Origin of the sequence: Micromonospora sp. WMMD980, assembly GCF_029626035.1 — a bacterium.
Classification (GTDB): domain Bacteria; phylum Actinomycetota; class Actinomycetes; order Mycobacteriales; family Micromonosporaceae; genus Micromonospora.
This window is the reverse complement of record NZ_JARUBE010000003.1, coordinates 5,718,756-5,732,721: the sequence shown is the minus strand read 5'-3', so window position 1 is coordinate 5,732,721 and position 13,966 is coordinate 5,718,756. Positions and strand designations below refer to the sequence as shown.

The window sequence follows — 13,966 nt, the reverse complement described above, 5'->3', positions numbered from 1 at the left end:
CCACAGGAGAGTGCCATGAAGCTCAGGCAGAAGATCCTCGCCGCGACCGCGGTAGCGGCCACCTCCATCGCGATCGCGATCGCCCCGATGTCCACGTCGAGCGCCGCCGCGGCCTGCTACCCGGCCTGGTCCGCGTCCCAGGTGTACGTCGGCGGCGGCCAGTCGTCCTACCAGGGCGTCAACTACCAGGCCAAGTGGTGGACCCAGAACGAGAACCCGGCCACCCACAGCGGCCAGTGGGACGTCTGGGCCAACCAGGGCACCTGCGGCGGCACCACCCCGACCACCCCGCCGCCCACCGGACCGACCAACCCGCCGCCGGCCGGCAAGATGGCCGCCGCGCCGTACGTCTACCCCGGCTGGGGCAACCCGCCGGCGCCCTCGACGATCACCGGTCAGGGCGTCCGCGCGTTCACCGTCGCGTTCGTGCTGGCGAACGGCTGCAACCCGGTCTGGGACGGGGAGAGCGGCCTGACCGGCGGCGTCCACCAGTCCTGGATCAACCAGGCCAAGGCGGCCGGCGCGACGATCGTCCCGTCGATCGGCGGCTGGCAGGGCAACAAGCTCGGCCCGAACTGCTCGACCCCGGAGGCCCTCGCCGGCGCGTACCAGAAGGTCATCGACACGTTCGGCCTCAAGGCCATCGACATCGACATCGAGAACTACGACGAGTTCGAGAACTACACGGTCGCCGACCGCATCGTGCGCGCCCTGGGCATCATCAAACGCAACAACCCGGGCGTCACCACGATCCTGACCTTCGGCACCACCACGAGCGGGCCGAACGTGCACGGCGTCCGACTGATCAACCAGGCCCGGGCACTGAACGCGAACGTGGACGTCTTCACCATCATGCCGTTCGACTTCGGCGGCGGCAGTGACATGTACACCAGCACCCGCAACGCCGCCGAGGGCCTGAAGAACCAACTGAAGTCCACGTTCGGCTGGAACGACCAGACGGCGTACGCCCACATGGGCATCTCCGGCATGAACGGCCTCTCCGACCAGCAGGAGGTGACCACGCCGGAGACCTGGACGCGAATCCGTGACTACGCCAGGAGCAACGGGCTCGCCCGATTCACCTTCTGGGCGGTGAACCGGGATCGCGGCTGCGCCGGCGGCGGCGTGGTCTCCAACTGCAGTGGCATCGCCCAGAGCGACTGGGAATTCAGCCGGATCTCGGCTGGCTTCTGATCCAGGACACAACGAGCGGCAGGCGCGCCTCGACGTGCCTGCCGCTCGTTCCGGCTCCGAAGCTCAATCGGCGGACCGGCCGCGCGGCGGACAGTTCCTCGGCCCCAAGGGTGCCGGTGGCGGCTCGGAGCCCGTTCGACCCGAAGGTGGCGTCCAGGGCTGCACCCGCGTCCCATCCCGCGACACCTGTGGTCCACAGGCCGGACAGCAAGAAGGGCCTGACCCACATTTCCGCAGGTCAGGCCCTTTATGATCTCGTGCGCCCGAAGGGACTCGAACCCCTAACCTTCTGATCCGTAGTCAGATGCTCTATCCATTGAGCTACGGGCGCTTGGTGCTCGGCCAGTCTACACAACCGGCTTTCGCGCGGAGACTCCGGGATTCGAACCCGGGAGGGGCTTTAAAACCCCAACCGCATTAGCAGTGCGGCGCCATAGACCAGACTAGGCGAAGTCTCCCCGGTGACCCGGAGGTCACCGCGCCCGAGGATACAGGCCCACACCCGCCGGGGGCAAAGCGACTACCGGCACCCCGCCGAGCCGCCGTGTCTTCGCCGTGTGCCAGGTCACGTTGCCGACTACGCTCCATCGATATGCAGGAGCAGCCGCCGAGCGATACCCCCCGTCGCGAGCCCGCCGACAAGGCCCGGCGGAGCCGCTCCCCCAGGCCCACCTTCAGCCCGCCGCCGGCCCCCGAGCCGCCGTCGGCGGACGTGACCGACGTCGCGCCGCCGCGCAAGCGAGCGCGCCGGGCCACGCCGACCGTCCTGTTCCAGCCGCCGGAGCCGGCCGCCGACGCCCCACCGGCCCCGCGCCCACGCCCGGCCGTCGAGCGCCCGGCCCCCCCATCGGGTACGCCGGCCGGCGCACCGACCGCCGGGGGCGAAACCGGCACCCGGGTCGCCACGCCGCCGACCGACTCCGACCCGCCGGCACCGACCGATCCGAGTGCACACCCTCCCCTGGCGACGCCGGCCACGTCGCCCACGGACGAGCCGCTCCGACGCACACCCGCCGAGGAGACGGCAGCGGCCACTCGGCCGGGGCCGGAAACCCCGGTCGGCGTGGAGCCGGGGCGCCCCGTCCCGGCCGAGAGGAAACCGGCCGGAAAAGCCGTCCGGAAGGCTCCCGCCGCACCTCGCCGGAAGACCGCCGCCGCGCCCGATTTCACCGCACCCGAAAGGGTGGAGACGTCGGCCGAGATGCCGGACGGACCGGCGGAGGAGGCCGACCCCGCGCCTCGGGCCCCGCGGGCCCGCCGGAGCACGAAGGCCGCCCCGGCGGCGCGGACCAGCCCGGCGAAGCGCGCCGCCAAGCGGGCGCCCGTCGCGACTCCGTCGGACGAGACGGCCGACGCCCCGTCGACGATCCGGCCCGCCGCGGGCAACCACGGCGACCCCGCCGGCGAGCGGCCCGAGCAGCCGGCACCGACCCCGCCCCGCCAGGAGCAGGCCGAGCCCGAGCCGGTGGCCGGAATCGCGGCGGTGGCGCGTACCCCGGTGTCGGGCTGGCGGGTGCTGGGGCCGCGCCTGCGCGACCACCCGGGGTTCGCGCCTGAGCTGCTGGCCCTGGCCGCGGTGGACGCGCTCGGGCCGCGCGCCCGCAGTTGGGTGGAACAGGTCCGTGGGGCGTACCCGCAGGCGGACGCCGACGGGGTGGCCCGGCTGGCGACCCGGCGGTTCGTCCGGATGGCCGGTACCGGCGGCGCGCTGGCGGCGGGGGCCGGGCTGTTCGCGCCGGCGGCCGAGTTGGCGGCGGTGCTCTGGACGCAGGCGAACCTGGTACTGCACGTGGCCGCCGCCTACGACCACGACCCGGCGCACCCGGACCGGGCGGCGGAGCTGCTGGTGCTGACGTCGGTGCATCCGGACGAGGGTGCCGCGCGGGCGGCGCTGGCGGCGGCCGGGGCGGCCGGCGAGCCGGCGGACGAGCCGTGGGGTCGGGCGGCGGAGGCGGCCTGGCGGCTCGCCACGCCGGTGGCCGCGCAGGCGGGCGGCTGGCTCGGACTGCGGCTGGCGGCGCGGCTGCTGCCGGGTGCGGCGGTGCTGGCCGCGGTGACCGGCGGGACCGCCGCCGCCGAGCGGGTCGCCGCCCGGGCGGTCGGGCGTTACCGGTCGACGGGTCAGAGCCAGCCGAACCAGGACCTCGGCAGCAGCGCGTAGCCGACGAAGGCGACCACGTCGAGCACCGTGTGCGCGACGATGAGCGGGGCCACCCGGCGGGTGCGCAGGTAGACCAGCCCGAAGATCACGCCCATCACGGCGTTGCCGACGAACGCGCCGAAGCCTTGGTAGAGGTGGTAGGAGCCGCGCAGCACCGCGCTGGTCGCGAGCACCGCGCCGAGTCGCCAGTTGAGTTGTCGCAGCCGGGTGACCAGGTAGCCGACCACGATCACCTCCTCCAGCACCGCGTTCTGCACGGCGGCGAGGATCAGCACCGGCACCGCCCACCAGAGGTCCGGCAGCGCGGCCGGGACCAGCGTGGCGTTCACGCCGAGCTGGGCGGCCACCCAGAACAGGGCCAACCCGGGCAGGCCGATGAGCGCGGCCAGGCCGGCGCCGCGGACCAGGTCGGAGCCGGGCCGCGTGAGGTCGACGCCGAGCGTCCGCGCCGGGTCGCCGGGGTCGCGGGCCAGCAGGTGTACGGCGAGCAGCACCGGCAGCAGCGCGAAGACGATCCCGAGTAGTTGGTAGGTGAGGTCGAGGTAGGGCCGGGCCGAGGCGGACGTGTTCAGTGCGGCGGTCTGCTTGGACAGCCCACCCGACGCGGTCAGCTTGCCGATCAGCGAGACCAGCGCGTAGACGGCCGACTGGCCGAGGGAGAGACCGAGCACCAGCAGCGTCTCGGTGCCCAGCACCCGGCGGGAGACCGGGCGGGCCAGCTCGTCGACCGTCACCGGACCATGAAACCACTTCCGACGGCAGATGAGCCGGTCGCACATTGTGTGCGACCGGTGGACACGCTCCGTTGACATTCTGTGGGCGCCGATCCGCCCGTCCCGGAGAAGGAGCGTGCCCTGTGGAGAACGTCGCGCGGCTGCTGAAGGAGAGCTGGGCCCTCGTCGAGGAGCACGGGGAGCGCCTCTGCGGCCACTTCTACGCCCGGCTGTTCCTGCTCGACCCGGAGCTGCGCAAGCTCTTCCCGGTGCAGATGAGCGGGCAGCGGGACCGCCTGCTGGAAGCGATCGTCACGGCCGCCCAGACGATGGACGACCCGGAGACGTTCGACGACTACCTGCGCGGGCTGGGCCGGGACCACCGGAAGTACCACGTGACGCCGGAGCACTACGAGACGCTCGGCGTCGCGCTGCTGGACGGGCTGCGCAGCGTCGCCGGGGACGGCTGGAACCTGGAGTACGACCAGGCGTGGCGGGACGCGTACGCGGGGATCAGCGAGCGGATGCAGGCCGGCGCGGAGGCGGACGGGAACCCGCCGTTCTGGCACGCCGAGGTGCTGACCCACGAGCGGCACGGCGCGGACACGGCGGTGCTGACCGTGCGGGCCCTGCAGGACCCGCTGCCGTGGCAGGCCGGCCAGTACGTGAGCGTGGAGGTGCCGCGCCACCTCCCGCGCACCTGGCGCACGTACTCGGTGGCGAACGCGCCGAACGAGGAGAACCTGCTGGAGTTCCACGTCCGCACGCCGGACGGGGGCGCCGGTTGGGTGTCCGGCGCGCTGGTCCGCCGGACCAGGCCGGGTGACCTGCTGCGGCTGGCCGGACCGATGGGGTCGATGACGCTCGACCCGGATTCCACCCGGGACGTCCTCTGCGTCGCGGGCGGGGTCGGGCTGGCCCCGATCAAGGCACTGGTGGAGGAGTTGACCCGGGTCAACCGGACCCGCTGGGTGCACGTCTTCTACGGCGCCCGCCACCCGGACGAGCTGTACGGGCTGCCGGGTCTGGAGGAGCTGGTGGCCACGCACCCGTGGCTGTCGGTGACGCCGGCGTGCAGCGACGACCCGGACTTCGCCGGCGAGATCGGCGACATCTCCGAGGTGGTCACCCGGTACGGGCCGTGGACCACGCACGACTGCTACGTCTCCGGCTCGGCCGCCATGGTCCGGGCGACCCTGCGGGCGCTCGCCGCCGACGACGTCCCGCCGGACCACATCCGCTACGACACGTTCGGCGCCCTCTAGAGCCTTACTCCCCCCGAGCCGGGTCGCGTGCCCCCGCCCCCTGGGGCACGCGACCCGGCCCCCCGCCCGCGTCAGTAGCGCCAGGGGGTGCCGGTCTCGCGGTATTCCTCGACCGGCACCAGCGGCACGTTGGGCGCCATCCGGTCGACGTAGAGCCGCCCCTCCAGGTGGTCGATCTCGTGGGCGACCAGCCGCGCCATCGCGTACTCGAAGGACGTGATGACCCGACTGCCGTCCCACTGGGCGTGTTCCACGTCGATCCGCAGCGGCCGGGGCACCAGGCCGCGGTGGTCGAAGAAGGAGAGGCAGCCCTCGTACTGCTCGTCGGTCTCCGCGGCGGCGTCGACCACCCGGGGGTTGAGCAGCACGACCGGCTCGGCGGCCCGGTCGGCGGGGCGGACCAGCGCGGCGGCCCAGCCGAGCCCGAGCTGCGGCGCGGCGAGCCCCACGCCCTTGCTGAACGGGTGCAGTTCGTCGAGGCGGGTCAGCATGCCGGCGAGCCGGTCCACCACCTGCCGGGCGTGCGGTTCCTCGGCCGGCAGGTCGAACTGGCGGGCGGGCTGCCGGAGCACGTCGTCGCCGCGTTGCACGATGCCCACCGCGCGCATCCGGTCGCTGGCGCGCACCCGGGTGTCGCCGGCGGGCGGCGTGTCCGGTTCGGCGTCCGCCGCGTGGCTGCGGAACCGCCACTGCATCCGGTAACGGGCGTTCAGCGGCGGGTCGTCGGTCCCCCAGTCGTAGATCACCCGGTCGTCCGCCACGGCGCGCTGGATCGGGGTACGCAGCGGCCCTTCCTCGGCCGACAGCGAGGTCTCCGCGCCCCACACCTTCGGGTCCAGGTCGGCGGGCAGGTCGAGCCGCACCGCCAGGTGCCGGGTGGGCAGGCGTACGGCGCGCTGGAACCAGGGGCCCCACTTGTCCCGGCCGGCGCGGTAGGCGTACTCGATGGTGACCCGGTCGCCCGGGTAGAGCGGGAAGCGGCCCTCGTCGTTCTCGAAGAGCAGCCAGATCTCCTTGAACGCGTCCCGGTCGTGCTTGGCCCGCCAGTGCATCGGCTCCCGCCCGCCGCCATCGTCCCGGTAGGCGGTGAGTTGCAGCTCGGCGAACGTGAGCGGGTGTTCCCGGTGGTGCCGGTTGGAGCGGCCCGGGTCGTTGGGGTAGCGGTCGACGGCGACCCGGACCAGGTAGCGGGTGACCGGCTCGGTGCCGGCGTTGTAGAGCTCGCGGCGGATCGCGCAGTGGTAGCCGTCGCCGGTGTGGGTGAGCGTGGCGACCTCGCGTTCGACCACCAGGCCGGTCCCCGGGGGCAACCACTGGCCGGGGACGGGTGATTCCCGGTGGGTTCCGGCGGCCCGGCTGTGCCGCAGCTCGTCGTACTCCCGGAAGCGCTGCCAGATCGCGCCGCTGGCCTCCAGGACGGCCTCGGCCCGGCGGGCGAAGTCCTCGGTGGGCCGGTGCCGGCGCCCTTCGACGTGGCTGACGTAGGACGGGTCGAAGCCCATCAGCGTCGCCAACTGCTTCTTGGACAGCCCTCGACCGGTCCGGTGCCGGGCGAGTTCGGCCGCGAACGAGTCGGCGGCACGCTCGATCGGTGAGGTCATCAGCATCCTCGTACGCGGGAAGACCATCTTCACGTTTCGTGTCCGACCGTGTACGGAAACTGGCTCGTATTCGACACTCACCTTGACAATTCAGCGGCGCACGTCGATGCTTGCGCCGTTCGCCGGGGCCCTCGGCAGCGTTTTCCACCCGCCCTGCCGGGTAGTACGCGACAGCGACGGAGTGACCGGGACCTCTCCCCGAAGCCCGTGGCACCACTTCCCCTCCTCCGGGAGTGTGGTTAGGCTAGCCTTAGCTTCGGTCGACGGCACGCGCCGGCCGACGGGCGACCAGACAGGGGACGGCCAGGTGACTGCGGTGATGCCGGGGCGCGACGTCGCCACCCCGTTCGCCCCGGTGACCGCCACCCTGCGCGCCATGTTCGGCACCGACGACCTGCCCGGGCTCGCGCCCGGCCTGCTGGTCCGCGACCAGCTGGACCGCTGGGCGCCGGCCGCCCGCCTGATCGACGGCACGCTGCTCCCCGAGTTCCTCACCGCCGCCGGCCGCCGCTGGGGCGGCACCCCGCACGCCTGCGCCGCGCTCGCCTGGAAGTCCTACAGCTACTGGACCGCGCTGCCGGCCGTGCTCGGCTGGGCCTCGGCACGCCGGGTGCCACTGCTCCACCCCACCGACGTGCTCGTGCACTTCGAGGACCACCACCAGTTGCTCACCCTGGGCCTGCACGCCTCCACCGGCGTGGCGGTGCTGCCCGGCGACCCGCTGGCGCTGGCCGGCGCGCCCGCCGTGCGGGTGGTCGCCGACGAGGACGCCCTGCTCGGCGCGCTGCGCGCGTCGCTGCTCGACGCCCACTTCGCCCCGCTGATCGCCGCCATCCAGCGCGAGGTCCGGATCGGTACCCGTACCCTGCTCGGCTCGGTGGCCTCCGGCATCGCGCACGGCATCCTGCGCGCGGCGGACGCGCTGCCCGGCCCGACCACCGCGACCGTCGGCACGCTGCTCGACGCGCTCGACCTGGCCGACCTGGTCGAACTGGTGCCCGGCCCGGCCGGTGAGCCGACCGTGCAGCGGCGCACCTGCTGCCTCGCCTTCACGCTGCCCCGGCCGAAGGTCTGCCAGGGCTGCTGCGTCCGCCAGGGCTGACCGGCGCTCAGTCGACGAGCGGGCGGACGTCCCAGAGCCAGACCCCGCCGGCGCGGGTCGGGGTGACCCCGGTCAGCTCGGTCATCGCCCGGCGCAGCGACTCCGCCGAACGCAGCCGGGGATCGAGGATCACCGCGCCGGCCCGCCAGAAGCGCAGGTCGTCGACGGCCGCCACCCGGTCCTGCGGAGTGATCGGCGGGACCGCGTCGGTGCGGCGCACCGTCTCGAAGAACGTGCTGGTGGGGCGCGGCGGCGCGGTGAAGAGCGCGATCCGGCCGGCGCCCGGCCGGGTGTCCGGATAGAGGAAGTAGCCCCGGGCCAGCGGCATGTCCAGCCGGGTCTCGGCGGACCAGCGCAGCGGGACCGCGTAGGTGGTGTCGGGCAGCGGGAGCGTGACGATGCTGCGTCCACCCGTCACGTAGGGCCGCCACGCCCCGGAGGTGACGAATGCCGGGGTCGGGTCCAGTCGGGTGGCCGGCAGCGGGGTGGGCAGGATCGGCAGCAGCGCCATGGCGAGCACGGTGCCGGTGGCGAACCGGATCTGCCCCCGGGCCGCCGAATGCCGCCGGGCCAGGCGTCGCGCCCGGTCGGCGCCGAGGGCCAGCAGCACGCCGATGATCGGGGTGAGCGCGAGTGACCAGCGGGTCGGCACCACGGAATGCAGGACCGGCAGATTCTCCAGCGCGGCCCACGGACCGGGCACGCCGGTGTCGCGCCCGTCGAACCGGATCTCCCGGCCGAGCGAGAACAGACCGAACACCACCCCGACGGCGGCCAGCCCGAGCACCACCGCGTCGCGACGCAGCCACCAGACCAGCGCTACCACGAGCACCACGAGCGGCCAGCCGAAGAACGCGTTCTCCTCGGTGGCGTTCTTGACCAGCGGCGCGCTGCCCCGGGCGTCGCCGGCCACCGATTCCCGGGACCACGCCAGGTAGGCGGCGAGGTCGGTGGAGTAGCCGCGAATCAGCGTGGAGAGCCCGGAGTACGCGCCGGGGCCGGCGAACTGCACGTGGAGCGGGTAGGCGAGCAGCACACCGGCCACCACGGCGGCGACGGCGAGCCCGGCGGCGAAGGGCCGGGCCGCCGCCCGCAGCGCCGGCCGGCCGAGCACGAGCGCCAGCACCACGACGCCCAGGCCGATGGCGGTCATCAGCAGGATCTCCAGGTTGAGGAACGCCTGCCAGACGATCACCAGTCCGAGCAGCACCCCGTTGCGCGCCCAGCGGCCGGGCTGCGCCAGCCGCAGCGTCCGCCAGACGATCAGCGGCACCACGAACTGGCTGACGATGTTGGGGTGGGCGTTGGCGTGCGACACCATGGCCGGCGCGAACGCGCAGAAGCCGGCGCCCAGCCAGGCCGGCCCGCGGGCGCCGACCACCACCCGGGAGAGCAGGAGATACCAGGAAGCTCCGGTGGCGGCCAGGCCGAGGGTGAGGAAAATGAGGAACGACCAGCGCGGCCCCCACCACACCGTGACCGGCGCGAGGGGCAGCGAAATGGATAATACGGAGGTATTCGCCATCAAATTGACGACGTCCGGCACATTCATCTGGTCCGAGGTGAACGGATAGGCGAAATCCGTGGCCACGCGGGCACCGTGCGCCATCATCCATTCGAATTGCGCCTGATCGGTGCGATTGTCCCGTACGCCGTTCGCCGGATTCGCCCACAGTCGGGCGGTCACCCAGAACGCCAGCAGCACGAAACTGAGCACGGCGAGGGCGTCGATCCGCCAGCCTCGCCGTGGGCCCGCGCGCGATTGCGGAGTAGTCATGACATTTCAGAGCGTAGTCAGAGTATGACGGGCCCGTGACATTTTTCGGTGACTCACGTACTGTGTGCCGAGTTCGCCGACCGCCGATCACGTGCCCCACCCGACCGCAATTCGGCCACTCCGGTGCCCCGATTTTCCCGCCAGCCATCCAGATGGTTGACTCTGACGGTCCAGGCGCGGGTCAGTAATATCGTGAGGAATCGACGCATGGCAGAGATCACTGGGGATCAGCGCGTCCAGGCGGAGGTGCTCGAAGGCCTGGCCACGGCGGTCAACCACCGGCGGTGGTTCGTCGAGCTGGCGGTGCCCTACCTCGGTGACAACCCCATCGAGATCGGCAGCGGCCTGGGCGACTACGCCCTCGAGTGGGCGGCGCACATCCCCCGGATCACCGCCACCGAGGCCGACCCCGACCGCCTGGTCAAGCTCAAGGAGCGACTCAGCCAGCACCCCGGCGTCGAGGTCCGGCAGATGCTGCTGCCGCACACCGAGCGGGGTGACTACAGCGCCGCCGTCTCCTACAACGTGCTGGAACACATCGACGACCACGTAGGCGCGCTGCGCAGCATGCGCGACCTGGTCCGGCCCGGCGGCGCGGTGATCATCATCGTGCCGGCGTTCCAGTTCGCCATGGGCCCGGCCGACATCGCGACCGGCCACGTGCGGCGCTACACCAAGAAGACGCTGGGCACGGCGATGACCGAGGCCGGGCTCACGGTCGAGAAGATCCACTACGCGAACGCGCTCGGCCTGATCGGCTACTTCATGGCCACCAAGGTCTTCCGGCTGATGCCGAAGGAGGGCCCGATGGTGAAGGTCTACGACACCCTGGTGCTGCCCGCCACCAAGGCCGCCGAGCAGCGCATCCGTCCCCCCTTCGGCCAGTCCGTCTTCGCGGTGGCCCGGGTGTAAGGCCGGGCCCCTTCTTAACGCCTCCGGTATAGATGGGGCCCCTTCTCACACCCACGTGTTAAGAAGGGGCCCCTCCTTACACCCGGGGTCAGTCCTTGACCTGGTAGGTCGGGCGGATCACCGCCCGGGCCAGCGTGTGGAACGCAAGGTTGAAGCCGACGAAGGCCGGGCTGGCCTCCTTGCCCACGTCGAGGCGCTCCACGTCGACCGCGTGCACCGCGAAGACGTACCGGTGCGGGCGGTCACCCGGCGGTGGGGCGGCGCCGCCGTAGCCGGTGTCGGCGTAGTCGTTGCGGATGCTGAACGCGCCACCGAGGTCGGTCTCCCGCGCCCCGGTGGGCAGCTCGGTGACCGAGGCGGGCACGTCTACCAGCACCCAGTGCCAGAAGCCGCTGCCGGTGGGCGCGTCCGGGTCGAAGCAGGTCACCACGAAGCTCTTCGTCTCCGCCGGGAAGCCCGACCACGACAGGTGCGGCGACACGTTCTCGCCGCCGGCGCTGCCGTGCGCGTACCTGGCGTCCATCGGCTCGCCGTTGTGCACGTCGTCGCTGGTCAGGTCGAACGCCGGCACGGTCGGCAGCAGCTCGTACGGGTCCGGGGCGATCGGTCGTTCCAGGGTCATCGAAACGGGGTCCTTCCGGGTGTGCGAAATGTTCTGCGCCCCTTCATACCCCGCTGTCGTGCTGCCGGCGCACCATCTCGCCGATCCAGACCGACGCGTCCGTCAGCTGCGCCTTCCCCGGCGTCGCGGGCGGAGGGTGTGGGATTCGAACCCACGAAGACATCGCTGCCTTACCGGTTTTCAAGACCAGCGCCATCGGCCACTAGGCGAACCCTCCCGACGCGCTCCCCGATGGGGAACCCGACCGCGCATAGTCTGCCACGAACGCGCGATCGGGTAAGACTGAGCCATGCGCGCGATCACGATCACGGAACCCGGCGGACCCGAGGCACTCGTCTGGGCGGAGGTCCCCGACCCCGAGCCCGGCCCCGGCGAGGTGGTCGTCGAGGTGCGGGCCAGCGCGGTCAACCGGGCCGACCTGCTGCAACGACAGGGCCACTATCCGCCACCGCCGGGCGCGCCGGCGTACCCCGGGTTGGAGTGTTCGGGGACGGTCCGCGCGCTCGGGGCGGGCGTGACCGGGTGGTCGGTGGGCCAGGAGGTCTGCGCGTTGCTGGCCGGCGGCGGCTACGCCGAGCAGGTCGCCGTGCCGGCCGGGCAGTTGCTGCCGGTGCCGGCCGGGGTGGACCTGGTGGACGCCGCCGCGTTGCCGGAGGTGGCCTGCACGGTCTGGTCGAACGTGGTGGACCTGGCCGGGTTGGCGGAGGGGGACACGCTGCTGGTGCACGGCGGCGGCAGCGGCATCGGCACGTTCGCGGTCCAGCTCGGGGTGGCGCTGGGCGCGACGGTGGTGGTCACCGCGCGGGACGCCAAGCACGAGCGGCTGCGCGAGCTGGGCGCCACCCACACGATCGACTACCGGGAGCAGGACTTCGTCGAGGAGGTGCGCCGGGTGACCGACGGCCGGGGCTCGGACGTGATCCTCGACATCATGGGCGCGTCGTACCTGCCCCGGAACGTGGCGGCGCTGGCGACCGGCGGACGGCTCGTGGTGATCGGCATGCAGGGCGGTCGCAAGGGCGAACTCGACCTCGGGATGCTGCTGGCCAAGCGCGCCTCCGTGCACGCCACCGCGCTGCGGTCCCGACCGGTCGACGAGAAGGCGGCGATCACCCGGGGCGTGCGCGAGCGGGTGTGGCCGCTGGTGGAGGCCGGGAAGGTCCGGCCGGTGGTGCACGCACGGGTGGACATGGCGGACGCCGCCGACGCGCACCGGCTGGTGGAGACCAACGACCACCTGGGCAAGGTGCTGCTGGTCCGGTGAGGCATCAGTCCCGGGGGAGCACCAGGCGCGCGCCGGGGCCCTCGGCGGCCAGCGAGTCGCCGGGGTTGTAGAGCGTGCAGCGGTGCAACGACAGGCAGCCGCAGCCGATGCAGCCGTCCAGGTCGTCGCGGAGCTTGCCGAGCAGCCGGATCCGCTCGTCCAGCCGGTCCCGCCAGGCCCGGGAGAGCGCCGCCCAGTCCTCGGGGGTCGGCGTGCGTCCGGCGGGCAGCGAGTCGAGCGCCTCCCGGATCTCGTCGAGGGACACGCCGACCTGCTGGGAGATCCGGACGAAGGCCACCCGGCGCAGCTCGGTGCGGGCGTAGCGGCGCTGGTTGCCGCCGGTGCGGGCGGCGTGGATCAGGCCGAGCCGCTCGTAGTAGCGCAGCGCGGAGGGCGCCACGCCGCTGCGGTCGGCGAGCTGGCCGATGGTGAGGGTTGCCTCGTGCATCACAGGACCTTGAGTTGAAGTTCGGTTCAGGTCCGAGGCTATCCGCATGACGACGACCACCGCCACCGAGGTGGGCGCGCTGCTGGACCGGGTGCGCGCCGGCCGCGAGTTCGGCCCCGGTCTGGACCGGACACGACCGGACCCCGCGACCCGGTGGAAGCCGGGTGCGGGGTCCTCAGGTCGTGCGGGTCAGCGCGCGGCGACACCGACCGGGCGGCGCCGGGTGCGCTCGCGGGCCAGGATCCAGATCGCCTCGACGCCGTCCTTCCAGGTGATCTTCTTGCCCTCCTCGCGACCCCGGGCCCGGTAGCTGATCGGCACCTCGTAGGGGCGGATGCGCCGGCGCAGCAGCTTGCCGGTGACCTCGGCCTCCATGCCGAAGCCCCGCGACCGCACCTGGAGCGAGCGGTAGAGCTCCAGCGGCATCAACTTGAAGCAGGTCTCCAGGTCGCCGATGTAGGAGTTGTAGAGCACGTTCGCCGCCAACGTGACGCCCTTGTTGCCCACCACATACCAGAAGCTGTAGGAGCTGTGGCTGCCGAAGGTGCGGTTGCCGTAGACCACCGTGGCCCGACCGTCGAGCACCGGCTCCAGCAGGCGCGGAATGTCCTGCGGGTCGTATTCGAGGTCGGCGTCGAGGATGACCATGTATTCACCCTCGGCGTTGTCGACGGCGGTCTTGATGGCCGCGCCCTTGCCGGCGTTGCGCTGGTGGGTGATCACCCGCAGGCGGGCGTCGTCGACCCGGCCGAGCACCTCACCGGTGCCGTCCCGGCTCCCGTCGTCCACCACGACCAGCTCGATCTCGCACGGGTAGTCGACCGCCAGCGCCTGCTTGAGCGCGTCCGCGACACGATCTTCCTCGTTATAGACCGGCATGAGGATCGAGAGCTTCACGGGTTCTCCA

General features: G+C 72.5%; 12 protein-coding genes and 3 tRNA genes. 6 read left to right on the top strand and 9 right to left on the bottom strand.

The window, feature by feature from the left end; genetic code table 11:
- Nucleotides 1–15 precede the first annotated feature (15 nt).
- The gene (locus O7618_RS27070) at nt 16–1,194 is read left to right on the top strand and encodes a glycosyl hydrolase family 18 protein (RefSeq protein ID WP_278108963.1); all 1,179 of its coding nucleotides are present in this window, start codon (nt 16–18) and stop codon (nt 1,192–1,194) included.
- Between the two features lie 258 nt (nt 1,195–1,452).
- Here O7618_RS27070 and O7618_RS27065 read toward each other — a convergent pair.
- Together O7618_RS27065 and O7618_RS27060 are read right to left on the bottom strand one after the other, a co-directional pair.
- Nucleotides 1,453–1,525 (bottom strand) — tRNA-Arg (locus O7618_RS27065).
- A gap of 36 nt (nt 1,526–1,561) precedes the next feature.
- Nucleotides 1,562–1,652: transfer RNA gene (locus O7618_RS27060), tRNA-Ser, on the bottom strand.
- A gap of 743 nt (nt 1,653–2,395) precedes the next feature.
- Here O7618_RS27060 and O7618_RS27055 point away from each other — a divergent pair.
- Nucleotides 2,396–3,355 (top strand): hypothetical protein, encoded by a 960-nt coding sequence (locus O7618_RS27055; protein WP_278108962.1) that lies wholly within the window; start codon nt 2,396–2,398, stop codon nt 3,353–3,355.
- Here O7618_RS27055 and O7618_RS27050 read toward each other — a convergent pair.
- Entirely contained in the window at nt 3,316–4,089 is a 774-nt protein-coding gene (locus O7618_RS27050; RefSeq protein WP_278108961.1) for a CPBP family intramembrane glutamic endopeptidase, read from the bottom strand. The genes O7618_RS27055 and O7618_RS27050 overlap by 40 nt on opposite strands.
- A gap of 122 nt (nt 4,090–4,211) precedes the next feature.
- Between O7618_RS27050 and O7618_RS27045 the strand changes: the two genes are divergently transcribed.
- Nucleotides 4,212–5,333: a globin domain-containing protein gene (locus O7618_RS27045; protein ID WP_278108960.1), complete on the top strand. Its 1,122-nt coding sequence runs from the start codon at nt 4,212–4,214 to the stop codon at nt 5,331–5,333.
- A gap of 71 nt (nt 5,334–5,404) precedes the next feature.
- Here O7618_RS27045 and O7618_RS27040 read toward each other — a convergent pair whose 3' ends face one another.
- Nucleotides 5,405–6,937: a peptide deformylase gene (locus O7618_RS27040; RefSeq protein ID WP_278110161.1), complete on the bottom strand. Its 1,533-nt coding sequence runs from the start codon at nt 6,935–6,937 to the stop codon at nt 5,405–5,407.
- Nucleotides 6,938–7,253: 316 nt separating this feature from the next.
- Between O7618_RS27040 and O7618_RS27035 the strand changes: the two genes are divergently transcribed.
- On the top strand, nt 7,254–8,036 hold the full coding sequence (locus tag O7618_RS27035; protein ID WP_278110159.1) for a ferric iron reductase: 783 nt from the start codon (nt 7,254–7,256) through the stop codon (nt 8,034–8,036).
- A 7-nt stretch (nt 8,037–8,043) separates the two neighbouring features.
- Here O7618_RS27035 and O7618_RS27030 read toward each other — a convergent pair whose 3' ends face one another.
- Nucleotides 8,044–9,813 carry a hypothetical protein gene (locus O7618_RS27030; protein WP_278108959.1) on the bottom strand — a complete coding sequence of 590 codons (1,770 nt, stop codon included), beginning with the start codon at nt 9,811–9,813 and terminating at the stop codon, nt 8,044–8,046.
- Nucleotides 9,814–10,020: 207 nt separating this feature from the next.
- Here O7618_RS27030 and O7618_RS27025 point away from each other — a divergent pair, with 207 nt between their 5' ends.
- Nucleotides 10,021–10,725 carry a class I SAM-dependent methyltransferase gene (locus O7618_RS27025; protein WP_278108958.1) on the top strand — a complete coding sequence of 235 codons (705 nt, stop codon included), beginning with the start codon at nt 10,021–10,023 and terminating at the stop codon, nt 10,723–10,725.
- An 88-nt stretch (nt 10,726–10,813) separates the two neighbouring features.
- Here O7618_RS27025 and O7618_RS27020 read toward each other — a convergent pair whose 3' ends face one another.
- Both O7618_RS27020 and O7618_RS27015 read right to left on the bottom strand, forming a co-directional pair.
- Nucleotides 10,814–11,347, bottom strand: coding sequence for a YbhB/YbcL family Raf kinase inhibitor-like protein (locus O7618_RS27020; protein ID WP_278108957.1), 534 nt, complete (start codon nt 11,345–11,347; stop codon nt 10,814–10,816).
- Between the two features lie 130 nt (nt 11,348–11,477).
- A tRNA-Ser gene (locus O7618_RS27015) sits at nt 11,478–11,564 on the bottom strand.
- Between the two features lie 72 nt (nt 11,565–11,636).
- On the opposite strand from O7618_RS27015, the gene O7618_RS27010 reads away from it, so the two are divergent.
- Nucleotides 11,637–12,611: an NAD(P)H-quinone oxidoreductase gene (locus tag O7618_RS27010; RefSeq protein WP_278108956.1), complete on the top strand. Its 975-nt coding sequence runs from the start codon at nt 11,637–11,639 to the stop codon at nt 12,609–12,611.
- A gap of 4 nt (nt 12,612–12,615) precedes the next feature.
- On the opposite strand, the gene soxR is transcribed toward O7618_RS27010, so the two are convergent.
- Complete coding sequence (gene soxR, locus O7618_RS27005; RefSeq protein WP_278108955.1) at nt 12,616–13,059, bottom strand: redox-sensitive transcriptional activator SoxR; 444 nt, start codon at nt 13,057–13,059, stop codon at nt 12,616–12,618.
- Between the two features lie 189 nt (nt 13,060–13,248).
- Entirely contained in the window at nt 13,249–13,956 is a 708-nt protein-coding gene (locus O7618_RS27000) for a glycosyltransferase family 2 protein (RefSeq protein WP_278108954.1), read from the bottom strand.
- Nucleotides 13,957–13,966 lie beyond the last annotated feature (10 nt).

Bases quoted from the DNA above. Each gene is read 5' to 3' on its own strand.
- O7618_RS27070 (WP_278108963.1), top strand. From the start codon at position 16: ATGAAGCTCAGGCAGAAGATCCTCGCCGCGACCGCGGTAGCGGCCACC.
- O7618_RS27055 (WP_278108962.1), top strand. From the start codon at position 2,396: ATGCCGGACGGACCGGCGGAGGAGGCCGACCCCGCGCCTCGGGCCCCG.
- O7618_RS27035 (WP_278110159.1), top strand. From the start codon at position 7,254: ATGCCGGGGCGCGACGTCGCCACCCCGTTCGCCCCGGTGACCGCCACC.
- O7618_RS27030 (WP_278108959.1), bottom strand. From the start codon at position 9,813: ATGACTACTCCGCAATCGCGCGCGGGCCCACGGCGAGGCTGGCGGATC.
- O7618_RS27025 (WP_278108958.1), top strand. From the start codon at position 10,021: ATGGCAGAGATCACTGGGGATCAGCGCGTCCAGGCGGAGGTGCTCGAA.
- O7618_RS27020 (WP_278108957.1), bottom strand. From the start codon at position 11,347: ATGACCCTGGAACGACCGATCGCCCCGGACCCGTACGAGCTGCTGCCG.
- O7618_RS27010 (WP_278108956.1), top strand. From the start codon at position 11,637: ATGCGCGCGATCACGATCACGGAACCCGGCGGACCCGAGGCACTCGTC.
- soxR (WP_278108955.1), bottom strand. From the start codon at position 13,059: ATGCACGAGGCAACCCTCACCATCGGCCAGCTCGCCGACCGCAGCGGC.